Origin of the sequence: Luteimonas huabeiensis HB2 (assembly GCF_000559025.1) — a bacterium.
Taxonomy (GTDB): Bacteria; Pseudomonadota; Gammaproteobacteria; order Xanthomonadales; family Xanthomonadaceae; genus Luteimonas; species Luteimonas huabeiensis.
Window position 1 is genome coordinate 56,243 of the sequence record NZ_JAAN01000014.1, and the last position, 20,116, is coordinate 76,358.

A 20,116-nucleotide genomic window follows, 5' to 3' on the forward strand; every position below is an offset into this window, starting at 1 on the left:
GACCGGCGGGAGCGCCTTTTGGCCTTTTCGGGTAGGGCCTTTCCCCTTGATGCCCCATTCCCTTGCCCCTTGCCGGCCCTTTGGCCTTTGACCCTTTGCGTATAGGGCTCGGGCGGGCCGGATGCCTGGATCAAAGCGATACCGGTCAACCCGGCATCCTGGGTCGGCCAAGCGCTCCCGAGCACCTAGATTGACGAGGTAAGGAAAAATCCTTACTATCGGACGCACTGAAGTCAGGAGCCCGACCATGCCGACCGTGCGCGAGCAGGCCACCATCACCTCCAAGGGACAGATCACCCTGCCCAAGCCCATCCGGCAGGCGCTGGGCGTCGATGCTGGCGGCAAGGTGGACTTCGAGCTGCGCGAGGACGGCCAAGTCGTGGTCACCCGCGTTGACGCGGAGCATGAGGATCCCGCCATCGGGGCCTTCCTGGATCTGCTGGCCCGGGACATCGAGGCCGGTCGCCATGTCCGCAACCTGCCCGAGGATCTTGCCCGCGCAATGCTGGAGCAGGCAGGTCGCGGCGCGAACCTGGACGAGGAGATCGACGGCGAAGTGGCGCTCTGATGCAGCGCCACGGCTGGACGCTGCTGTTCCACGCGTGCGTGATCGAGCAACTGCGGAAGCTCCACGCCGCCGTGCAGCGCGCCGAGCGGAGCGATCCGGAAGGCTTCGAGTCGAACGCCAACGTCAAGCTGTTCCGGGCCTTGAGCCAGCTGATGCTGGAGGCCGTGCCCGGCGACCCGGCACGGGACGAGTACCGCCAGGGCAACACCCTGGGACCGGCCCACCGCCACTGGCGGCGGGCCAAGATCGGAAGACGGTTCCGGCTGTTCTTCCGGTACGACTCCAAGGCGAAGGTGATCGTCTACGCCTGGGTCAACGATGAAACGACGCTGCGTTCGTCAGGCAGCAAGTCCGACCCGTATGCACTCTTCGAGAAGATGCTGGGCCGCGGAAATCCGCCCGACGACTGGAACGCATTGGTGGCCGCGAGCCGGCAGGAATGGAGCAAACTGGAATAGTCCTCCTACGCATGTAGCAGGTGACGACGATGGACACGAAGACCCGCATCAGCAATGCAGAGCGCCTCGGCCGCTGGGTCGGCGGGATGTGGCGTGCAGGCGTCCGTCGCGAGCGCCGGCTGGCCGGCTGGCTGGTGGTGCGCGGCCTGCCTGCGGGCGTGGCCGCGGCGCTGCTGTGGGTGGTCAAGCTGGCCGTGCTGGGCGTGCTGCTGTACGCCGCGTTCTGGCTGACGCTGCTCGTCGTCGCCGTCATGGCGGTGGCCTGGGCGACGCAGCGCGGCGACGACGCGCCGGCGGACGACTACTCGTTCACCACGCTCGACGAGCTGCGGAACACGCCCGGCTACGACCCGAACCTCTACAACGACCACTCGCACGAGCGGTACGAGGACAACTGACTGGCTGGCCTGCCTGGCCGGGCGCGCCAACGGCAGGCCATCATGGGCGCTGTCGTTCGAGAGGGCGTGATCGAAATGGCGAAGACATGCATCGTCTGCGGGAACCCCGCAGGCTCCAAGGAACACGTGTTCCCCGCGGCGCTCGGGGGCCGGAGGACGAACTCCGGCATCTACTGCACCACCCACGACAACAGCCACTCCGGCCTGGTCGGGGCGATCGCCGGCCAGATCGACTTCATCAACGCCTACCTGGGCGTCCGCCCGGACCATTCCGACGCGATCAAGACGGTGCACGCCAACGATCCGCTGACGGGCGAACCGATCACCATCTCCGCCGAGGAGATCAAGTTCCAGCAGTCGCGCGTGCTCTCGCAAACGCCGGTGGAAGGGGGAGGCATCGCGATGCAGGTGGCGAGCCCGGATCGGCGGGCCGCCAAGGAATGGACGGCCGAGATGGAGCGCCAGGGCTACACCGTCGCGTTCCAATCCCAACCCACCGAAGATCGCTACATGCTCGGTGCCGTCCACCATCGCCGCGCGTTCGGCGGTACGTGCGGGCTTGGCGCCGTGGCTTACATCGTCCAGACCTTCTTCGCCCAGGAGTTTCCCGACGTCGCCAGGTCGGGAGCACTGTCCGGCTTCATCGCCTACACCCAGGCCGTCGCCAAGGTGGCCATCCTCGGCGGCTGCACGCGCATCGACGGCGAGCGGCCGGAACTGGTCGAGGCCCGAGCGATCCTGGCCGCCGCGCTCGCGGGCACGGGCTGCAGTGCGCCGGCGAACTGGGACTTCACCCGCATGGCCGGCGCAGCCCCCAACGCGTTCGAGTTCGGGCATCGGGTCATCGTCGGCGTCGATGGGTCCGATGGAACTATGTACGGACGCCTGTCGCTGTTCTCCGCCTTCGACTTTGCCGTCTGCCTCGGGACCGCGCCACCCGGCAAGGAGACGCGCGAAGTCACCATCGACATCGACCCGCTGGCCGAGCACCCGCCCCAGGACATCAGGAAGGTCACGGCGCACACCGCATCCAGCCGCGTCGATGCCTCGCAGCTCGGCGGCGATGCCCTCGCGAAAGCGATCGCCGATGGCACACAACAGCAAGTCCTCCACAGTCTGCTGGAGCGTTTGACCGACTACCAGCTCGCCAGGCTCGTGCGCACCATGGTCGCCTCCCTGGCGCCGCTTCCGACCTTGCAGGCGCTGGATCGCCGTGCCTTGATCGCGCAGTCGCTCGATGAGCAGTCGCAGCAGGTCTGGCGCGCGGTAACGTACATGATCGGCGGATTCAAACAGCAGTTGATCGCGGGAGGAGCCGAGCGCGTCGCGCCCATGCTCGACATGTTGGTCGCGCACGACGTGCGTTCCGCCAGCGGGTTGTCCCGGGAAGCACAGGCGATGCTGTCGCTGGCCAAGGCGGCGCTTGCCGACCAGATGGAACGGGACTTCGCCGCCGGCGCGCTCGACGAGCAGCGGATCGCCGACCTGATGGGGCGCGGGCCCGGGCTGCACATCGTCGGGTCCGCCGTGCTGGAACCGCTGCTGCAGGCGTTCGACCGCAATACCTGATTCGTCCCCGGCGGCTACCGCAGCTTCGGCGAGATCGCGCCCGCCCCCTTGCCGCCCGCCTGCGTCGCGCCCTTGGTGCCCTCCGACATGCCCTGCAGCGCGTAGCCGGCGCGGATGCCGACCCAGCTCAGGCCGGCCAGCCAGAAGCTGGGTAACACCACGAACATCGTCGCCATGACGAAGTTCAGCAGCATGTCCCCGAACGCGTTGTTCAACCCGATCAACGGATCGAAGTTGGTGTGCGGGCGATTCCACCCGAATCCCCAGCCATACAGCGCATCCAGGATCGTGCTGTCGATCCAGCGCGCCAACTGGAACCAGAAGTCGACGAAGAACATGGCGAACTGCACAACGCTCAGCGTGACCAGCGTCTTGAGATCGTAGGTGCCGATCAGTAGCACCAGTGGAATGCAGATCACCAACGCAAGCTTCAGCAGCGCCAGCACCATCGGCAGCGCCTGGCGCATCACGTCCATTGCGGGAAAGTATCCCAGCGACCCCACCGCCAGTCCCACGTCGCTGGCCGCGCGCGTGACGATGTTCGGCAGCGTCATCTCAATCTGCCCGCCGTAGTCGCTGTAGACCGCGCCCTGGTTCAGCTTCTGCTGCCGTGGCGAGGCGATCGCGCGGATCACCGAGTCGTCCACCTGGTCCCGGCTCAGGAACCCGGCCCACCCGGTGATGCGGGTCGTCAGGCTGGGGTCCACCTGCGCCAGCAGCCGCGCACGCAGCCCGTTGGTGTCGGACCACCATTGCCGGCAGGTTGGATAGCCTGCGCCGCTGGGGACCTCAGCCAGGCCCGCATCGCGGCCGCTGTTGTACGGCCAGCCCTCACGTGGCGACTTGGAGCGATAGGTGTCGTAGAAGCCGGGCGTGTCCACGAAGAACCGGGAGCCGATCCAGGTCACATCGTGCATCTGCTCCTCGGTCAGGTCGGGACGGTTCATGAACAGCCGCGCACGCGCCGGCCCGTAGCAATTGTGGGTGAAGTCGGCCACCTCTTGGGCCAGCACCGGGTCGTCGATGCGGGTGTTATCGATGTCCATGCGGATCTGTCGCAGGTCCGTGCCGCACGGGATGGCGGCGACGGAGGCGCCCGTCACCGCGCGCGAGATCGCGTGCATGAAGAACCACCACACCGGCACCTTGGCCGACTGGTTGTTGAGCGTGCTGAAGGACTGCGACCAGCCCGTCTCCGAAGGGGTCGGCACGTTGACCTGGCACTGGGTCGAGCGCGAGCGGTCGAACTGCAGCGTGTTGAAGTCGACGTCGATGAACGGGATGCCGGCGAACATGATGACCACGATCGCCACGAATACACGGTTCTCGATGCGGGCCGCGCTCAGGATGCCCTTGTTGCCTTCGTCTGCCCCCTCGCTGCGCGCCTTGAGCCATTCCTGGATCACGATTGCCAGGAACGGGATCGCGAACACACCGCTGGTGACCAGCACGTTCCAGATGCCGTTGTGGACGATCCACGAGACCAGCGTCAGGTAGTATTCCAGGTAGTCGGTGGTGTAGAGGGTCATGGGAGGCTCCGACTCATCTGGCCTACATGAAGCGGCTGACTTCCAGCGCAACGACCGCCAGCACCGCGGCGATCTCCACGCGCAGCAGGCGCTGGCGCGCACCGCCATCCGGCTCCCGCGCGTGCAGCCGGCGGCGCATCCACAGCCAGCCGTAGACCGTGACGGTGTAGAGCAGCAGCCGCCAAGCCAGGAACCAGCCCGCATGCGCGCGCATCCACTGGTGCCAGCCCTCGATGCTCCCGGCCATGCGGATGCCGACAAGGTTCACCACGGCGGCGGCGATCAGCACCATGACCAGCATCAGCAGCGCCAGCAGCGCGCGAGCACCGTAGCGGCGGACGGCGACCCAGCTCACGGGTTGTTTCCGTTCCGTGGCCGCTGCAGCTCGTCGAGCCGGTTGCGGGTCGGATCGCCTTCGTAGATGCCGCGGGAGCCGGTTGAGCGCGTGCTGTGGCGCTGGATGATGGCCGAGGGGGAGTTGCTCGCAAGCTCGCGGCGCAGTTCGAGTTCCGTCTTGAGGTTGTGGATCTCGCGGTCGAGGATGTCGCTCTCGTGGGTCACGGCCTGCTGTGCCAGCTCGTTCGCCGCCACGTTGGGCTCCTTGCGGCCGGTGAGCAGCGTGCGTTGTAGCAGTAGCGCCTTCTCCAGCACGCTGGACAGCGCCACTTCCGAGGCTAGCCGCCGCGCGAGGATGTCCTGGTCGGGTTCGTCGCGCAGCGCTTCGATCACGCCGCGGGTGATCGGCAGCGAGGCGCTGCTGGCCTCCCGCAGGTTCTCGAAGCTGGTGGGCCGCGTGCCAGCCACCAGTTCCTGCAGCACTTCCAGCTTGTCCTCGTATTCCTCTTGGATCAGCGGGGTCAGCCCCACGCCGGGCGTGGTGGTGGTCTTGGTGCAGGATTCACACGTGCGCTGTTCCTGTTCGCCGAGCACGCGCACGGCCCAGGCGACGGCATCGTCGGGCGAGCGCCAGGTCTCGCAGGCCAGGTTGCCGTTGCAGCTACCGGGATCGATGCTGCCGGTGTCGGTGACGTCGCGGCCGTTCAGGAGGTTGTAGCCCGCGCGGGTAACGTCGCCGACTACGCGAACGGGGCTCTGGCCTTGGCCGCCGGCGTTGTCGCCGCCTACCCAGGGCACGCCGTTGTTGCCGCGGTTGGCTTCGGCTTCGTCGATGGCGGAGACCGCATCGCCGCTCTGCGCGGACTGAGTCAGGGCCATGCCTTCGGCAATTTGGTCCCAGCTGCGTTGGCCGCCCGCCATGTCGGCCATGCGGTTCGCGATCGCGCGGCAGGTCATCTTGCTGCGGTCGAAATCCAGCCTCGCCTGCAGCACGCCGTTGGTGAGCAGGTTATAGAGGCCGGGGTCGGCGCGCTGGATGATCAGCGCGGGCAGCGAGGCGACCGCTGAGGTGGCGTTCTGGATCACCGAGGACATGATGGTCTGGAAGCCGTTGGTGATGCCGTTGAGTTGGTTCTGGATGGTGGCGCTCAGGCTCATGTCGCCGCAGATCAGGTTGCTGTTCCAGCCCACGCCCACGCCGATCGAGCGCATGTTGGCCGCGCCGCTCATCGAGACCGCGCGGCCGCCGCCGATGCTGTAGAGCACGTCGTCGCCGATCACGCTGCCCTGGTGCTGCACGCCGTACTCGTTGACGCGGGTCTGCGCGCGGATCTCGGTGCAGGTCAGCAGCAGCGCGAGGACGAGCAATGCGGCGTCGACGCGGCGGGTGTTGCGGGATGCGGTGCTGGCGGTCATGGCGTGCCTCAGTCGAAGTCGATGCTGCCCAGGAAGACCTGGCCCCGCCGCTCGCAGCAGCTGTACGGGCGCCAGAGCGCCCAGGCGTAGTCGCCCTGCTGGGCTTGGACGCGCGTGTCGGTGTGGGGGAAGACGGCGCAGGAGTTGGAGAGCGTGGGCGTCAGCTCCTGCCACTTGCCGGTGCTGGCGTCGGTTTCCATCAGCGCGCCGGCCGGCCAGTAGCCGTCGCGCTCGTCGGCCAGCAGGGGCTGGTAGACGTGCGGCTGGCCGCGGCGGGTGACGATGTCGCCGGCGCGCTGGGCGACGACGGCGCCGGACTTGTAGTCGTCGGTCTGGTGGAGGAAGCCGCCGCGCGGGTAGACGTTCCCCCACATGTTCAGGCCGGTCCGGGTGCCGATCTCGCGCCGGCCCGGGATCAGCGACTCGGGGTAGACCATCTCGGGCACGTTGTAGCGCCAGGCGAGCGTGTCGAGGGTGCTCAGCAGATAGGGCATGAACGCGGTGCCCGCGCCCTCGCAGGCGTAGCCGGAGGCGCTGGCGAACTGGCTGAACACCTGGCCGCCAGGATGGCCGATCACGTCGGCGTTCTTGAACTTGGCGAGGTTGTTCTCGTGTTCCTCGTTCGTGGTGCCGTCGCCGCCGTCCTCGGCGGTCGGGTTGGGCGGGCTCATGAACCGCACTTCGGTCCAGGGGTTCTCGCCGGTATTGCTGTAGCTCGACACCACGGCGTCGGGCACGTAGTGGCGCACCTTCACCGAGGTGCGCACGGTGCAGCCGGTCCAGGTGCAGTAGAGCCAGTAGCAGATGCCGACCACCCGGTATTCAAGGCAGTCAGGCGAGAGCGTGGAGGCGACAATCGTTCCGGTGTTGACGGCGTGCGACGACGCGGCGGCCGCGAGCAGGACGGCGCCCATGCTGGTGCGCAGGCGGCGCGAGGGCTTCATGGCCGGCTCCTGCGGTGCGCGTCGATGCGGGCGACGGCCTTGGCAACGTCCGCTTCGCCGTAGACGACATAGCGCTGGTCCACCACCACCGCAGGGATGGTGGTGATGCCGAGGCTCCAAGCGTCCACGACACCCTGGTAGGCGGTCGCGACGCGGGTCTGAAGCGCGGCGCCGCCGGCCTTAAGGCGCTGTTGGACGAGCGCGGTGCTGCGGGTGGCGTCGGCCGGCAGGTCGGTGGCCAGCTCGGCCTCGATGCGGGCGGCCTGGTCCAGCGTGATGACGCGCGCATCGGCCGGCGCCTGTACGGGGTGGCGGCTGTCGGTCACGACGATCAGGGCGTCGTTGGCCTGGGCGGCCGCATGGCCGGCGAACGCGGCGAGCAGCGCGACGGCCAGCAGGCCTCGCCGCAGCATCGGAGAATCGAGGGATGAGGTCGGCATGGTGAACTACCGTCGAGTGGACGATGGCGGTAGTCGACCGCAGTCGATGCGGGGGCACGACAAACAAACGGGCACCGGCGCGCCCCGATTTGCCGGGATGCGCGGAACGGCCTGGGGAAAATGGGAGCCGAAGCCCCTAGCTCAACGAGATCAGGTTCGGCAATGGACGCAATGACGCGACGCGCGCGGCCATTCTGTGTGCAGATCGTCAATGATCAGAGGATGCTGGTGTCTGCCTCGATCCGCGTGCTCGCGCATGTGAGGGTGATCCGGCGAGAGGTCGTGGTGATCGTGGGCGATGTTGGAAGGATCGCTGGCAGGCCAAAGCCTTAGCGCCAATACCACGCCGGCAAGGCCGATCAGCGACATGAGAGTGAAGGTCGGTTGCAGGCCAAAGGCGGCGCCGAAGCGCCCCGCCAACGGATAGCAAACCAGCCAACAGGCATGCGACAGCGCAAACTGCGCGGCGAACATTGCAGGCCGATCCTCGGCATGGGCGGAGCGACGCAACAGCCGGCCAGAAGGCGTTTGCGCCACGCTGTAGCCGAAACCGATCACCACCCAAAGCGGCAGCAACGCGATATAGGACGGAACCAGCGCCCCTATGGCTGTGCCGATGACCAGCACGGCAGCTCCGGTGACCATGACTAGGCGATCCGCCAACCTGTCGAGCAGGCCGGGCAAGACAAACGCAGCGATCATCGAGCCGCCCCCGAACGCCGCCAACGCCCAGGCCACTTCCGCTTCGCCCAAGCCGAAACGGGCTTTCACGAGGACGACCGTGTTCACGATCACCATGGCCCCCGCGGCCGACACGGCAAGGCTGATCGCCAGCAGCCCCCGCAGCCGGGGGGTGGCGAGGTAGAGGCGAATGCCCCGCGTGGTGCGCTCCCAGATGCCACGGCGCGGGCCAGGAATGGATGCGGGCAACGCCACGCTGACCACCAGCGCTGCCGAGACAAGAAAGCCAAGCACTGTCCCGGCAAACAGGTTGTGGAAACTGATGACGGTCAGCAGCGCCGCCGCCAGCACCGGAGAGATCAGGCTTTCCAGGTCGTAGGCCAGCCGGGAGAGCGACAGGGCCTTCGTGTAGTCGGCCTCGTTGGGCAGGATCTCAGGGATCGTCGCCTGAAAGGTTGGCGTGAATCCGGCGGACGCCGCCTGCAACACGAAGATCAGCACATAGATTTGCCAGACCTCGGTGACGAAAGGCAGGCAGAGGGCCACGGCTGCTCGAACCAGGTCCAGGGCGACCAGCAGCGATCTGCGCGGCAGGCGGTCGGAGAACGCCTGGGCGATCGGGGCGATGCCGACATAGGCCACCATCTTGATGGCCAGCGCCGTACCAAGCACCGCCCCGGCATCGGCGCCCGCCAACTCGTAGGCGAGCAGGCCCAGCGCCACCGTCATCAAGCCGGTACCCACCAGCGCGATCACCTGGGCGGCGAACAGGTGGCGATAAGCACGATTCTTCAGGACGGCCAGCATCGCATCACCTCAAAGCAGCTTGGCGAGCGCCTTCATTTCAGCCAAGACGGAGGCCGAGCCATGGTCGAGGCAATGGTCGATGTGGTCGTGGATCAGCGCACGCTTTGCCGCCGTCACCGCGCTTTCCACCGCCGCGAGCTGGCGGGCGATGTCGAGGCAGGGCTCCCCCGCGTCGATCATGCCGATGACGTGGCGGAGGTGGCCTTCGGCACGCTTGAGGCGCTTCACCAGATCGGGATGGCTTGAGTGTTTGCGCGATTCCTTCATGGAGGGACTGTATCCCCCCTGGGGGGATATGGGCAAGAGCACGAGGCTTCAACAGAACGTCTTGTTTTAGGCCAGTTTCGCGTCTCAGGGCGCAGCAAAAGGAAAAGCGGGAGCCGAAGCTCCCGCGGTGGATCACGATGGGACGTGCTGCTCGATGGCCTTGCGCGCGGGGACGCGCCAGAACCGGTCTACCAGCCGCCCCTGGAGCACGCGAGCCTGCAGGCGCAGGTTCTTGGCCGTGCAGTAGTTGTCCCAGCTGTGCTCGTAGGAGGCTTCGTCGTACAAGGCACGAGCCTCCTTGATTACCTGTTCCGCTTCCTGGTCGGAGGTGACGGGCAGGCACCAGCGGATGCCAGGCGTCCTCACTTCGCCGGTCAGCACCAGACGCTCGTTGCGATCGACAACGGTGAAGGACTCGGGGCGAAAGCTGAGGGCTTCATCGTCGTCGCTGAGATCAAAGCGATCCTCGGCATAGCATTGCTCGATCAGGGATATGGCCTGTTCGATGAGGCCGCACTGGCCGATCTCGAGCGTGCAGGGTCTCCAGAAGGTCCCGTAGATGGGATCGTCTTCGCGATACTCCACCTCGCCCCGGCAGGTGATGGTGAACTGGCGCCAGAACACGTCCTCGCGGACATAGGTGCCGGCGCGGTAGGGATCGGCGACAAAGGGGACGCCGTCGAAGTGATGGATGGCGGGTTGCATGGTGCGCTCCTTGGAATGGCACATGGGCACACCCGCCCCATCGGACAGGTGCGCCCGCACGGGGTGGAAGAAGGCCGCCCGGCGAGCGGGCGGCGATGGGACTAGATGAGGCCGTTGAGGGCGAACGAGTACGGCTCGCCCTTGCCGATCACGAAGTGGTCGAGCATGCGGACGTCGATCATGTCGAGCGCCTCGCGCAGCCGTTGGGTCAAGACCCGGTCGGCGGTCGATGGCTCGGTACCGCCGGACGGATGCTGGTGCGCCACGATCAGCGCCGCGGCGTTGTGGACGAGCGCTCGCTGCATGATGACGCGGGGGTGTACGTCCGCAGAGTCGATCGTTCCTCTGAACAGGACCTCGAAGGCGATGACCTGGTGCTTGGTGGTCAGGAAGACGACGGCGAACACTTCGCTGGGCTCCTGCATGAGCTGCAGGCGCAGGTAGTCGCGTGCGACATCGGGCCAGGTCAGCGTTGGACCGCTGGCATAGAGCCGGTGCTCCAGTAGCGCGATGGCTTGCGCGACGATCCAGTCGTCGTGTTCGCTGTTGGGGGTGGTGGACGCGGCTCCGATGGCATCTTGGACGGTCAGGGACGAAAGCATGGGTATGGCCTCCATGTTTGAAGTCGGAGGCGCGCCCATGGGAGGGACTGGCCCTCCGGGACGATGGGTGGATACAGCGGGAAGAAGTGGCATCCACCATCGCGGGTGCGATGGCTGTTCGCGTCGAGGGATGCGATGCGAACGGTTCGGTCAGCGCGGTATCACCGCGCCGTAGCCTCGAAGACCGTGGCTACCTGGGCATGTCGCCATCGTCGATGGCGGACAGGTCCGGGGGCTCGGCCGGCGCGGCCGGCAATTCGTTGGACGTGAGCAGGTCCAGCGCGGAGAGCAGCGCGTCGGCCTCGACCGGGCCGGGCAGCAGCAGGGATTGGCCGGTGGCCTCGTCGCGCACGCGCAGGGTTGGCGTGGCGTTGATACCGTCGCGGCTGCCCTCGCGTGCCTGGGCCTGGATGCGCGCCACGGTGCGGTCGCTGTCGAGGCAGGCTTGCAGCGCGGCGGACTGGCCGGGAAAGCGTGCCTCCTCCGGCACGCCCTGGCCGTTGCCGCGGGTGTGCTGGTAGAGCCAGGTCACGGCCTGCCAGAACGCGGCCGGTCCGCCGGTCTCGCCGGCGCACTCGGCCAGGCTGGCGAGCTGGGTGGCCGTCGGCTCGTGCGCCGGCAGCGGCAGGTGGTGCCAGCGCAGGCGCGTGTCCGGGTGCTGGTCGATCCACGCCATCACTTGGGGGACATACGCCTTGCAGTACGGGCACTCCAGGTCGGCGTAGAGGATCAGCGTGAAGCGGGCCTCGGCGGCGCCGTGGTGCCACGGCGGGCCGGCCTGCTGGGCCGGCGTGGCGGCCGGGGCGTCATTGCCGGCCGGCAGCGGCGGCAGCGGCGCGTCGGGCGCCGGTGGGCCGGACAGGAACCAGGCCAGCAGCAACAGCAGCACCAGCGCTGCCGCGGAGGCAGGCCAGACAAGGCGGCGCCAGGCGCCGCGGGGGGACGGGGTCGTCGTTCGCATCGCTGTCCCTGTGGTCGAATCCGGGCCGATTGCCGGGGGTCGAGTCCATCACCTGCGCGCGGGCGCAGGGGGCAACAATCCGGCATGGCCGGGTTCCCCTTGTGAGGTGGTATGTGACAAAACCTCTGCTATATTCTCCATGTAGCAGAGGAATCGTCACAGTGGCAAACACCAGCACCCAGCGCGACCAGGCGCTCAAGCTCCTGGGCGCCCGTTCCACGATGCGGCAGAGGGACTTCGCCGCCCGAGGCATCGACCCGGAGACGCTTGCGCGCCTGGTCCGGGAAGGCGTCGTCGTGCGTCCGGCACGGGGGCTGTACCAGCTGGCCGACGGGCCGGCCGACGCTCGCCGGGCGCTGGCCGAAGCCGCGGCGCTTGTGCCCAAGGGCGTCGTCTGCCTGGTGTCGGCGCTGCAATTTCACGAACTCACCCTGCAGATGCCGTCGAGCGTGTGGATGGCGATCGAGCGGACCGCCTGGCGCCCGCGGATCGACTACCCGCCGATCCGGTTCGTGCGCTTCACCGGGTCGGCCATGAACGAGGGGGTCGAACGGCATCGCATCGAGGGCGTGGACGTGGCGATCACCGATCCGGCGCGGACCATCGTCGATTGCTTCCGCTATCGCGAGAAGATCGGGATCGACGTGGCGCTGGAAGGACTGCGCGAGGGCCTGCGGCAGCGCAAGGCGACGAGCGATCAGCTGTGGCGGTACGGGACCAAGGCCCGGGTCTGGTCGACCATGAAACCCTATGTCGAGGCGACGGTGGCCGATGGCGCGTGAACCCCTGAAGAATGTCGGCGCATCGGTGCGGGCTCGCCTGCTGCAGCGCTCCCGTGACGAGCGCACCGACTTCCAGATCCTGCTGACGCGCTATGCGCTGGAGCGGCTGCTGTACCGGCTGAGCGTGTCCGCCCATCGCAACCGCTTCATCCTCAAGGGTGCAATGCTGTTCGTGACCTGGGTGGAAGCGCCGTTCCGTCCGACGCGCGATCTGGACTTGCTCGGCTATGGCGAGAACAGTCCCGAGGCAATTGCCGAAGCGTTTCGCGCGATCCTGGCCCAGCCCGTCGATGACGACGGTGTGGCGTTCGATGTCGATGGGCTCGAAGCCGCGCCGATCCGCGAGGAACTGGAGTACGGCGGCGTGCGGGTTCGCACGCGGGCCACGATTGCCGGCGCTCGCGTTCCGATCCAGGTCGATGTGGGTTTCGGCGATGCGATCACGCCCGGGCCGATCGAGATCGACTACCCGGCGCTGCTCGATGCGCCGGCGCCGCACCTGCGGGCGTATCCCGTCGAGACAGTGGTGGCGGAGAAGTTTCATGCGCTCGCGTCGCGCGGCATCGCCAACAGCCGGCTGAAGGATTTCTACGATCTGTGGGTGATCGCCTCGACGTTCGAGCTGGAGCGGATGCCGCTGGCCGCGGCCGTCCGTCAGACCTTCGAGCGGCGCGACACGGCGCTACCGCAGGAGCGGCCGACCGGGTTCACCGCTGCCTACGCCGAGACCTGGGGCGGACAGTGGCAGGCGTTCCTGACCCGCGAGCGGATGGCGGCAGCGCCGGGGGACCTGGCAACGGTGATCGCGGACCTGGAGCGCTTCCTGATGCCGCTGCTGGAGGACGTGGAAGCATCCTGGCGCTGGAAGCCTGGTCATGGGTGGCACGAGGCAAGGTAAGCGCGTATTCCGCACAGGCACGTTCGCGATTCACCCAATCGCCTGACTGCGCCAGAGCGCGACGTCACCCTAGCGCGGTTAGCAGACCCTCGTCGCCGTGCATCGAAAACGGTTCGATGCCGCGGGCGCGGTCGATCTGCTCGGCGATCTTGTAGGCGGCGTCCAGTTCGCTGATGCCGAATGCCTGCATCATCCGGAAGCGCTCGGCCTTCTCTTCCGGTTCGGTCTGCGCCAGCGCCAGGTGCAGGCTCGGCGGTACCGCGCGGAACAGCAGCTCCATGCTGCGCGAGAGGATCACGCCTTCGCTGAACTTTCCCGCCTCCTTGCGTGCGGACAGCATCAAGGCTTTCTGTGCGGGCGTGAGTTCGCGGAACCTGGCGATCTTCTCGACCTCGTCGGGCGGCATGCTGAGGCAGATCCACCACTCGATCATGTTCAACATGGCCTCTGCCGCCTTGGGCAGGTCGTCCAGGTTCTGCGTGGCAAGCCAGAACCACGCGCCGAGCTTGCGCCACATCTTCGTGATCTTGACGATGTAAGGCGCCAGCAGCGGGTTCTTGGTGATGATGTGGCCCTCGTCGGTGACGTTGACGATCGGCCTGCCGAGGAACTGGTCGCGCTCGGCGATATTGTTGACCGCGTTGATCAGCGACGTGTACGCGACCGAAAGCTGTGCGTTGTATCCCTCCCGCGCGTAGGTCGCGAGGTCGACGATGGTGATGTCCGCCTCGGGCCATGGCGTGCCGGGGCGGTCGAACATCTCGCCGTCCGCGCCCTGGCAGAACATGTCCATGGCGTCGGCCATTTCCAGCAGCCGGGTGCGCCGGGTCTCCGGAAGCGTGGCGTCGCGGCCGCGCTCGCGCAGCGCGTCGCGCACGTCGCGGGTAAGCACGGTGCGCTGCTCGGCAACGCAGCGCTTGGCGGCGTCGAGAATGCACTGCCGGATCAGGCTGCGGTCGGCGCGCGTCATGCGCGCTTCTTCCTTCTCCTCGCCGCCGGTGATCATCAGCCGGGCGGTGATCTCCAGTTCGCCGAGCACGTCGCGCTGCTCGTCGCCGCTGTCCTCCTCGTCCTTCTCCTCGTCCAGCGCGTCGGCATCGAGCGTCTGTACCTGGCTGGGGGTCTCGACCAAGCGATGCGCGTCGGCGAACGGCGCCAGGCTCACGCCGGAGCCGGGCGCGAGCTTCACGCGATTGACGGTCATGCCCAGCCGGGCGGCATGGTCGCCGAGCAGGCCGAACGAGTTGCCGGCCTCCACGATGAACATGCGCGGCCGGTAGATCGCCGCGACCTGGTTGAGGATGTTGTTGAGGGTGGCGCTCTTGCCCGATCCGGTCGGCCCGAAGAAGAACATGTGCGCGTTCATCTGCCGGTCGAGGCGGTTCAGCGGATCGAAGGTGACCAGGCCGCCGCCGCGGTTGAATACGGTGATGCCGGGGTGCCCGGTGCCTTGGCTGCGCCCCCACAGCGGCGCCACGTTGACGGCGTGCTGCACGAACATCAGCTGCGTGTACCACTGACGCTTGTCCTTGGCCGGGTCGTAGACGCAGGGCAGCCAGCGCAGGTAGGTGTTGAGCGGCGCGACCTCGTCGTCTTCGCGCACGGGCTGCAGGCCGGCGTTGAGCAGGACATTGCCCAGCTGCAGGCCGCGCGCGTCGAGTTCGGCCAGGTCGCGTCCGCGCAGGTAGAACGTCAGCGCGCCGCGATAGAGCTTGTGCGCGCTGCCGATCAGCCCGCGCGCCTGCTCCACGTCGTGGCGGGCCTGTTCGGACGCCAGGGTCTCGCCGACGGCTTTGCGCGCCAGGTGGTTCAGGTGCGCTTCGAGCACGTCCTGCGGCGTCGCCACCAGGGTCAGGCAGAGGGTCGTGTCTTCCGGAAGCTGGTCGAACAGCGCATTGATCGCGTCGCCGCCCTTGCGGGTCTCGCCCGTGATGTGGCCGGTGGACGGCGGCACGCGCAGGCGGTCGACGCTAATCGCCCGATGCGGCAGCTCGTCGAAGTACCACAGGCCCTCGGCGACGTCCGAACGCGGCTGACCGAAGAACAGCCGCTGCGCGAAGTCCGTGCCGCTGGCCAGCTCGATCTCGCCAGGCTCGGCTTCGTCGGGATAGCGGGCCAGTGCGTAGAAGCGTTCGCGGTCGGCTTCGCTCGGCCCCAGCAGCGTCGGGTTCGGGTTGAACCAGCGCAGCAGCCAGGCGTGGATGTCGGCCGCGCCGAGGCGCCGCGCGCGCACGCCGGCGTTGGCAAGTCCGCCGACCAGGCGGTCGCAGACGATGTGCAGCGCCTGTTCTGGCGACTGTCCGCGGCGGCTCGGTCCCTGGCCGACGCGGCGATACACCACCATGCGCGTGCGTCGCGACTGGCCGCGCCAGGGCAGGCGCGTGACGGCGGTGTCCTCGAACAGTCCGCCGGCCTTGGCGATCGCGTGCAGGTGATGCCCGAACGATTGCAGGTAGAACTCGCTGAAGGCGGTGCCGCGCGCGCGCGGCTGCAGGTAGTTGCGCAGGTTCTCCAGGTAGCGGTCCCAACTGGTTTCGTCCTGCGCGTAGAGCTGGACGACCCAGGGGTTCTCGTCGAGTTCATCGAACGAGTCCTGCAGCGCGTTTTCCAGGGTGTCGCGGACCTGACTCAGCCATTCGGGTTCGCGGCCCTCGGTCCCGACCGGCTGCAGCTCGAAGAAGGCCGCGACCGAAGCGCCGTCCTCCAGCAACATGCACTGGGAGTCCGGCAGGTACTCCGCCCACGGCAACAGGTCCGCGAACGATGGCGCGACGTCGTACAGGGCCTGCTCGTCGGCGACCGTGGCCCGACGGCGGGTCCGCGGGCCGCCTCCGGGTTCGGGGATGCCGTTCGCGCGCAACTGGGCAACGTGGCGTTCCCAGGCATCAGGCGGTGCCGATGTCGTGGCCGGCGCCGGCCGAGTTCGGTGTTTGAGGGAGGGCCACGCGAACATCAGTAGTCCTCGATCCGCTCGCCGGGCAGCGCGTACTGGATCCGCTGATACAAGGGGAACACCGTCGTGTAGCCGGGCACCGGCGCCTGGTCCGTGCCGGCTAGGTGCGGAAACACGTACATCACCAGGTCTGGGTTCGGCAGGCGGTGGAACTGGCGGTAGATCTCGTTCTGCGCGGTGCGCGTGTAGCGGGCCTGCTCGGCGGGAGCGGCCCGCACATCGGTGGCCGTGAGTGGACGGCGCAGCGACTGCCGGGCATCGAGCAACCGGCGTTCGCTCGGTCCACCGGCACCACCGCCGGTCTCGGCGTTCCAGATGTCGAGCATGGTCTGGTCCGAGCGCGGCATCAGCTCGTCCTTCGTGGTCGCGCAGCCGGCCAGCACTAGGGCAATCCCCAGCGCGGCCAGCGCGTCAGTCCAGGTCTTGCGCATGGGTGGTGTCTCCGAGTCGGTGATCGACGCGGCGGCCGGCCGGGTCGTAGTCGATGGTCAGGGGTTCTTCGAGATGCACGGCGACCTTGGCGCCGGGTTGCACGTAGACGGCTGCGAACGCCTGGCCGTAGAGCTTGTTGACCCAATCGGCCATGTCGCGGACACCGCCGGCCAAGATGCGGCCCATCGCTTCGTTGCCGGTGATGCCCACCGTGCCGATGGAGCCATCGGCGCCGACGTAGGACATGCGGCCGCTGGCGGTGTCGATCAGGGAGGCCACGCCGGCGCCGGCAGCGGTGATCAGTGCCTGGCTGCCGAGGTACTGCTGCGCGTTGGAGCGGCGGTCGCCGCTGACGCAGGGAATCCCGTGCGGGTCACTGATCCAGCCGAGGCCGTCCTGGGTGGTGTTGCCATCGTTCTGCTGGCGGTTGCCGCCGCGCTCGCGATCTTCGGGAACGGTGCGGATGGTCCCGTCGTTGAACACGAACGTCACCGAGCGGATCTGGCCGCGCACGCACGAGAGCGTCCAGTCGCCCGACGCGGTTCCGCTGACGACGGCACCGGCCACGTCGGGGATATCGATGCCGTTGGCGGTGAGGTTGTCGGGGCCGATCAATACCTTGAACGGGTAAGGATCGTTCACCGTCCCGTCGATCGGCACGCGGCCGATCAGTGCCGTCATGGCGACCGATCCCATCAGCGTGGAGTTCGTCGGGACGGTGTAGACAGGCTTCATGCCCGGCTTGCCGGCTGCGCGGCGACCAGCGTCCACGGCGTCGTCGGTGGCTTGGCTAATGCCTTCGCCGGCCTCTCCAAAGCTCGTGGGAAAGCTGAAGTTGTCCGTGCCGCCTGGGGAACGTCCGCGTCCTTCCTCGCGTGCGTCGTCCGGCTCGACCCAATGGATGGCGTCGCTGCCGGCACCGGTACTGTCGCCCGGTTCCAGGCCCAGGCCCACTGGCAGGTCGGCGTGGCCGTCCCGGCGACCGGTCACGCCGTCTAGGCGTTGCTGTAGCTCCTGCAGCAGGCCCTGGGTCTGCTGCCGTTCGGCGGCGGCCTGCTCCCTGTCCTGTCGAAGCTGGTTGCGCTCGGTTTCGATTGCGCTCTGGATACGGCGATCGACGGCACCCTCGCGCTGGCGCAGGCGTTCGTTCTCGTCGCGCTGCGCCTTGTTCTTCGTCACTGCTGTCTGCAGTTCGCCGCGCAACTGCCGGACCTGCGCCACGAGCGTGGCGACTGTATCGCGGGGCGTATCGCCCGTGATCCCGAGCGCGGCGGCTTCCTCCGGGGTGAGTTGGTCTGTTGGTCCCGGGGGGGAAGTGTCACCGCCACCGGAAAGCAGCTTGAAGCCGACGAAGACCAGCAACAGCACCATCGGGATCATCAGCCACTTGAGCAGGCCGTTACTCTTCATCGCGGCCTCCGTTACTGTCGCCAGGTGCGGCAGGCACCGGCAGGTTGAGCGCGGCGTCGACGGGAGCAATTGCCGGCAGCAGCGCCTGCGGAAGGCCATGTCCGCGGGTGACGAGGTAGACGACCGTGGTGTCCTCCGGTGAGCCCGCCGGCCCGAGGTCGGGGTGCTGGAACGCCGCGGTCAGGAAATCGCCCTGGAGGGCGCGGGGGTCGAGATCGAGCCAGTGCTTCGCGATGTTGCGCAGGCGTACGGCGCTTACCCACAGATCACCCAGGCGCCAGGCTGCCAGCGCCTGTGCGTGCACCGGCAGTGTCGGCAGCAGCGAGTGCAGCGGCAGGTCCTGACGCAGATTGGCGCGCGTGATGCCTGGTACCGGCTCGACCGTGCGCAGCGGCGCGTAGAGGTTTTGTGCCGCGTAGCGGGTAAGCACCACCGGCACGGGCGTCGGTGGCGCCAGTCGGTCGGTCGGCGCGGTGCGCGTTGTCGCGTCCTTCCCGGTCGTGCCGCGCTGGCCCGTCGCCGGTGCCGCGGCCACGATGCGGACCGGTTCTAGCGGCGGCTGTCCGTCCTGCGGCGTTTCGGCCGCGATGTCCAGCAGGATCACCGTGCCGCTGTCGGCATCCTGGAGTTGCAGCCGCGTCGGTTCGATCGGCTCGCTGGCGCGCAGGTAGACGGCACCGGCCGCGCTCTGCACACGCAGTCGTGCACCAACCGATGCGGGCACGCCGATGCGCACGTTGCGGTCGATGAAGATCACCCGTTCCTCGCCGACGACGAGCGGCACCGCCAAGGGGAGCCGTTCCCAGCGCAGGATCTCGACGGCATGGACAGGAAGGGACAGCGCCAGCAGCAGCGCGGCACCGAGGGTGGCGAGTGGGCGGTTCATGGTGTGTCTTCCGCGGGAGGGGGCGGCGCGGGAATCGGCGCGGGATCGGCAGGAGTGGCGATGCGCTGCGGTGTGCCGTCGTAGCAGTCGATCGCCAGGCCAAAGGGGTTGCGCTGCGGATCGACGTCCGCGCGCACGACCTTCAGCGGGTAGCGCACGAGCGCGCGCTTGACCTGCTCGGCGCCGTAGTACTCGTCGGCGGTGACGTCGAGCGTGACGACCCAATCGCGGTCCGAGACCGTGCGCACGCGCGTGGCGGGGCTGGAGCCGTAGCCGCGCCCCGGAATCTCGTAGATGCCGCGCACGCGCTGGCGCAGCTCGCCGGCATTGCGGCGGTACTCGTAGTCCTGTCGCAGGAACGCCTGGCAGGCCGGCGTGAAATAGGCCGACAGCGCGTGCAGGTTGCGGGGGTAGTCGTCGTCGCCGTTGGTCGGCCAGCGCTGCAGCTGCTGCCAGACGTAGAACGTGAAGGCGTAGACCGACTCGGGCGGCACCTCCCACCATTTGCGCGTGCTGCCCGAGCGCAGGTCCGGGGGCACGTGGATGGTCAGGTCGCGCGGTGCGCTCCACCAGCCGAACCCCATCACCAGCGCCAGTCCGACGACCACGCTAGCCCCGATGCGTAGGGTCTTGATGTGCGCTTCGAGGCGCAGGACCTCGTTCTTGAACCGGCTCATGGTGTCCGGCTCCTACGCGTGGTCCAGTAGCCCGAACGCGTCACCAGGTGACGGCCGCCGACGAACCGGCTTAGTGATGAGTGGCGCGTTGTCACCCGCCATTGCAGTTGCCGGTACAGCCAGGTGTCCGGGCGTCCGCGCTTGAGACGGCGCAGCGCCCCACCGCCTCCGAACACCCCGAGGGCGACGGCCGCGACGATCGCCGTGGGCAGCAGCGCGATCGTCGAGAGCGCCAATGCCAGGGGCACGCCAACGCCGAACCCCATGGCCGCCGACAAGCCTGCGCAGACCCACAACTCGTCGGCGGTCAACCCGCGCACGACGACCGGATGTCGGTTGAGCCGATGCGGGAGGAACGCAACCGTGCCGTCCGGCCGGAAGTCTTGGTCAGCCATGC

The 20,116-nt window shown here is 67.9% G+C and carries 22 protein-coding genes; 6 read left to right on the top strand and 16 right to left on the bottom strand.

Annotated elements, in window-relative coordinates:
- Window positions 1–247 precede the first annotated feature (247 nt).
- From Z164_RS0104245 to Z164_RS0104260, 4 genes are read left to right on the top strand one after another with little or no spacing between them, the layout of a single operon-like run.
- Entirely contained in the window at window positions 248–568 is a 321-nt protein-coding gene (locus Z164_RS0104245; RefSeq protein WP_024889496.1) for a type II toxin-antitoxin system PrlF family antitoxin, read from the top strand.
- Window positions 568–1,026 carry a type II toxin-antitoxin system YhaV family toxin gene (locus Z164_RS0104250; RefSeq protein WP_024889497.1) on the top strand — a complete coding sequence of 153 codons (459 nt, stop codon included), beginning with the start codon at window positions 568–570 and terminating at the stop codon, window positions 1,024–1,026. Before Z164_RS0104245 ends, Z164_RS0104250 begins: the two co-directional genes overlap by 1 nt.
- A 29-nt stretch (window positions 1,027–1,055) precedes the next feature.
- Window positions 1,056–1,424 carry a DUF3742 family protein gene (locus tag Z164_RS0104255; RefSeq protein WP_024889498.1) on the top strand — a complete coding sequence of 123 codons (369 nt, stop codon included), beginning with the start codon at window positions 1,056–1,058 and terminating at the stop codon, window positions 1,422–1,424.
- 42 nt (window positions 1,425–1,466) lie between these two features.
- Window positions 1,467–2,993 carry a hypothetical protein gene (locus tag Z164_RS0104260; protein ID WP_201769565.1) on the top strand — a complete coding sequence of 509 codons (1,527 nt, stop codon included), beginning with the start codon at window positions 1,467–1,469 and terminating at the stop codon, window positions 2,991–2,993.
- 14 nt (window positions 2,994–3,007) lie between these two features.
- Here the strand turns inward: Z164_RS0104260 and Z164_RS0104265 are convergent, their stop codons facing one another.
- The 10 genes from Z164_RS0104265 to Z164_RS0104310 form a co-directional block, all read right to left on the bottom strand.
- Window positions 3,008–4,522 carry a conjugal transfer protein TraG N-terminal domain-containing protein gene (locus Z164_RS0104265; RefSeq protein ID WP_024889500.1) on the bottom strand — a complete coding sequence of 505 codons (1,515 nt, stop codon included), beginning with the start codon at window positions 4,520–4,522 and terminating at the stop codon, window positions 3,008–3,010.
- A gap of 22 nt (window positions 4,523–4,544) precedes the next feature.
- On the bottom strand, window positions 4,545–4,877 hold the full coding sequence (locus Z164_RS20000; RefSeq protein WP_043689284.1) for a hypothetical protein: 333 nt from the start codon (window positions 4,875–4,877) through the stop codon (window positions 4,545–4,547).
- Entirely contained in the window at window positions 4,874–6,274 is a 1,401-nt protein-coding gene (locus tag Z164_RS0104275; protein ID WP_024889501.1) for an integrating conjugative element protein, read from the bottom strand. The genes Z164_RS20000 and Z164_RS0104275 overlap by 4 nt, the downstream gene beginning before the upstream one ends.
- Before the next feature lie 8 nt (window positions 6,275–6,282).
- Window positions 6,283–7,188, bottom strand: a complete 906-nt coding sequence (locus Z164_RS0104280) for a TIGR03756 family integrating conjugative element protein (RefSeq protein ID WP_377005530.1) — start codon at window positions 7,186–7,188, stop codon at window positions 6,283–6,285.
- A 26-nt stretch (window positions 7,189–7,214) separates the two neighbouring features.
- Window positions 7,215–7,658, bottom strand: a complete 444-nt coding sequence (locus tag Z164_RS0104285; RefSeq protein WP_024889503.1) for a TIGR03757 family integrating conjugative element protein — start codon at window positions 7,656–7,658, stop codon at window positions 7,215–7,217.
- 150 nt (window positions 7,659–7,808) lie between these two features.
- Window positions 7,809–9,146, bottom strand: coding sequence for an MFS transporter (locus Z164_RS0104290; RefSeq protein ID WP_024889504.1), 1,338 nt, complete (start codon window positions 9,144–9,146; stop codon window positions 7,809–7,811).
- A gap of 9 nt (window positions 9,147–9,155) precedes the next feature.
- On the bottom strand, window positions 9,156–9,413 hold the full coding sequence (locus Z164_RS0104295; protein WP_024889505.1) for a metal-sensing transcriptional repressor: 258 nt from the start codon (window positions 9,411–9,413) through the stop codon (window positions 9,156–9,158).
- Between the two features lie 132 nt (window positions 9,414–9,545).
- Complete coding sequence (locus Z164_RS0104300) at window positions 9,546–10,118, bottom strand: hypothetical protein (RefSeq protein WP_024889506.1); 573 nt, start codon at window positions 10,116–10,118, stop codon at window positions 9,546–9,548.
- Window positions 10,119–10,219: 101 nt separating this feature from the next.
- Window positions 10,220–10,720, bottom strand: coding sequence for a RadC family protein (gene radC / locus Z164_RS0104305; protein WP_024889507.1), 501 nt, complete (start codon window positions 10,718–10,720; stop codon window positions 10,220–10,222).
- A gap of 190 nt (window positions 10,721–10,910) precedes the next feature.
- Window positions 10,911–11,609: a DsbA family protein gene (locus tag Z164_RS0104310; RefSeq protein ID WP_236621745.1), complete on the bottom strand. Its 699-nt coding sequence runs from the start codon at window positions 11,607–11,609 to the stop codon at window positions 10,911–10,913.
- A 233-nt stretch (window positions 11,610–11,842) separates the two neighbouring features.
- Between Z164_RS0104310 and Z164_RS0104315 the strand changes: the two genes are divergently transcribed.
- On the top strand, window positions 11,843–12,463 hold the full coding sequence (locus Z164_RS0104315) for a type IV toxin-antitoxin system AbiEi family antitoxin domain-containing protein (protein ID WP_024889509.1): 621 nt from the start codon (window positions 11,843–11,845) through the stop codon (window positions 12,461–12,463).
- Entirely contained in the window at window positions 12,453–13,361 is a 909-nt protein-coding gene (locus Z164_RS0104320) for a nucleotidyl transferase AbiEii/AbiGii toxin family protein (protein WP_024889510.1), read from the top strand. Before Z164_RS0104315 ends, Z164_RS0104320 begins: the two co-directional genes overlap by 11 nt.
- A gap of 64 nt (window positions 13,362–13,425) precedes the next feature.
- Here Z164_RS0104320 and Z164_RS0104325 read toward each other — a convergent pair whose 3' ends face one another.
- The 6 genes from Z164_RS0104325 to Z164_RS0104350 are packed head-to-tail and all read right to left on the bottom strand — an operon-like array spanning window position 13,426 to window position 20,114.
- Entirely contained in the window at window positions 13,426–16,314 is a 2,889-nt protein-coding gene (locus Z164_RS0104325) for a conjugative transfer ATPase (protein ID WP_024889511.1), read from the bottom strand.
- On the bottom strand, window positions 16,314–16,745 hold the full coding sequence (locus Z164_RS0104330) for a TIGR03751 family conjugal transfer lipoprotein (protein ID WP_024889512.1): 432 nt from the start codon (window positions 16,743–16,745) through the stop codon (window positions 16,314–16,316). The genes Z164_RS0104325 and Z164_RS0104330 overlap by 1 nt, the downstream gene beginning before the upstream one ends.
- Entirely contained in the window at window positions 16,726–18,156 is a 1,431-nt protein-coding gene (locus tag Z164_RS0104335; protein WP_024889513.1) for a TIGR03752 family integrating conjugative element protein, read from the bottom strand. Before Z164_RS0104335 ends, Z164_RS0104330 begins: the two co-directional genes overlap by 20 nt.
- Complete coding sequence (locus Z164_RS0104340; protein WP_024889514.1) at window positions 18,146–19,042, bottom strand: TIGR03749 family integrating conjugative element protein; 897 nt, start codon at window positions 19,040–19,042, stop codon at window positions 18,146–18,148. Before Z164_RS0104340 ends, Z164_RS0104335 begins: the two co-directional genes overlap by 11 nt.
- Window positions 19,039–19,719: a PFL_4703 family integrating conjugative element protein gene (locus Z164_RS0104345; RefSeq protein ID WP_024889515.1), complete on the bottom strand. Its 681-nt coding sequence runs from the start codon at window positions 19,717–19,719 to the stop codon at window positions 19,039–19,041. Before Z164_RS0104345 ends, Z164_RS0104340 begins: the two co-directional genes overlap by 4 nt.
- Window positions 19,716–20,114 carry a TIGR03750 family conjugal transfer protein gene (locus tag Z164_RS0104350; RefSeq protein WP_024889516.1) on the bottom strand — a complete coding sequence of 133 codons (399 nt, stop codon included), beginning with the start codon at window positions 20,112–20,114 and terminating at the stop codon, window positions 19,716–19,718. The genes Z164_RS0104345 and Z164_RS0104350 overlap by 4 nt, the downstream gene beginning before the upstream one ends.
- Window positions 20,115–20,116 lie beyond the last annotated feature (2 nt).

Excerpts from the sequence above, each read along its gene's own strand:
- Z164_RS0104290 (WP_024889504.1), bottom strand. The coding sequence starts at position 9,146 with ATGCTGGCCGTCCTGAAGAATCGTGCTTATCGCCACCTGTTCGCCGCC.
- Z164_RS0104325 (WP_024889511.1), bottom strand. The coding sequence starts at position 16,314 with ATGTTCGCGTGGCCCTCCCTCAAACACCGAACTCGGCCGGCGCCGGCC.
- Z164_RS0104350 (WP_024889516.1), bottom strand. The coding sequence starts at position 20,114 with ATGGCTGACCAAGACTTCCGGCCGGACGGCACGGTTGCGTTCCTCCCG.
- Z164_RS0104250 (WP_024889497.1), top strand. The coding sequence starts at position 568 with ATGCAGCGCCACGGCTGGACGCTGCTGTTCCACGCGTGCGTGATCGAG.
- Z164_RS0104280 (WP_377005530.1), bottom strand. The coding sequence starts at position 7,188 with ATGGGCGCCGTCCTGCTCGCGGCCGCCGCGTCGTCGCACGCCGTCAAC.
- Z164_RS0104345 (WP_024889515.1), bottom strand. The coding sequence starts at position 19,719 with ATGAGCCGGTTCAAGAACGAGGTCCTGCGCCTCGAAGCGCACATCAAG.
- Z164_RS0104340 (WP_024889514.1), bottom strand. The coding sequence starts at position 19,042 with ATGAACCGCCCACTCGCCACCCTCGGTGCCGCGCTGCTGCTGGCGCTG.
- Z164_RS0104275 (WP_024889501.1), bottom strand. The coding sequence starts at position 6,274 with ATGACCGCCAGCACCGCATCCCGCAACACCCGCCGCGTCGACGCCGCA.
- Z164_RS0104245 (WP_024889496.1), top strand. The coding sequence starts at position 248 with ATGCCGACCGTGCGCGAGCAGGCCACCATCACCTCCAAGGGACAGATC.
- Z164_RS0104255 (WP_024889498.1), top strand. The coding sequence starts at position 1,056 with ATGGACACGAAGACCCGCATCAGCAATGCAGAGCGCCTCGGCCGCTGG.
- Z164_RS0104330 (WP_024889512.1), bottom strand. The coding sequence starts at position 16,745 with ATGCGCAAGACCTGGACTGACGCGCTGGCCGCGCTGGGGATTGCCCTA.
- Z164_RS0104295 (WP_024889505.1), bottom strand. The coding sequence starts at position 9,413 with ATGAAGGAATCGCGCAAACACTCAAGCCATCCCGATCTGGTGAAGCGC.
- Z164_RS0104265 (WP_024889500.1), bottom strand. The coding sequence starts at position 4,522 with ATGACCCTCTACACCACCGACTACCTGGAATACTACCTGACGCTGGTC.
- Z164_RS0104300 (WP_024889506.1), bottom strand. The coding sequence starts at position 10,118 with ATGCAACCCGCCATCCATCACTTCGACGGCGTCCCCTTTGTCGCCGAT.
- radC (WP_024889507.1), bottom strand. The coding sequence starts at position 10,720 with ATGCTTTCGTCCCTGACCGTCCAAGATGCCATCGGAGCCGCGTCCACC.
- Z164_RS0104320 (WP_024889510.1), top strand. The coding sequence starts at position 12,453 with ATGGCGCGTGAACCCCTGAAGAATGTCGGCGCATCGGTGCGGGCTCGC.
- Z164_RS0104285 (WP_024889503.1), bottom strand. The coding sequence starts at position 7,658 with ATGCCGACCTCATCCCTCGATTCTCCGATGCTGCGGCGAGGCCTGCTG.
- Z164_RS0104260 (WP_201769565.1), top strand. The coding sequence starts at position 1,467 with ATGGGCGCTGTCGTTCGAGAGGGCGTGATCGAAATGGCGAAGACATGC.
- Z164_RS0104335 (WP_024889513.1), bottom strand. The coding sequence starts at position 18,156 with ATGAAGAGTAACGGCCTGCTCAAGTGGCTGATGATCCCGATGGTGCTG.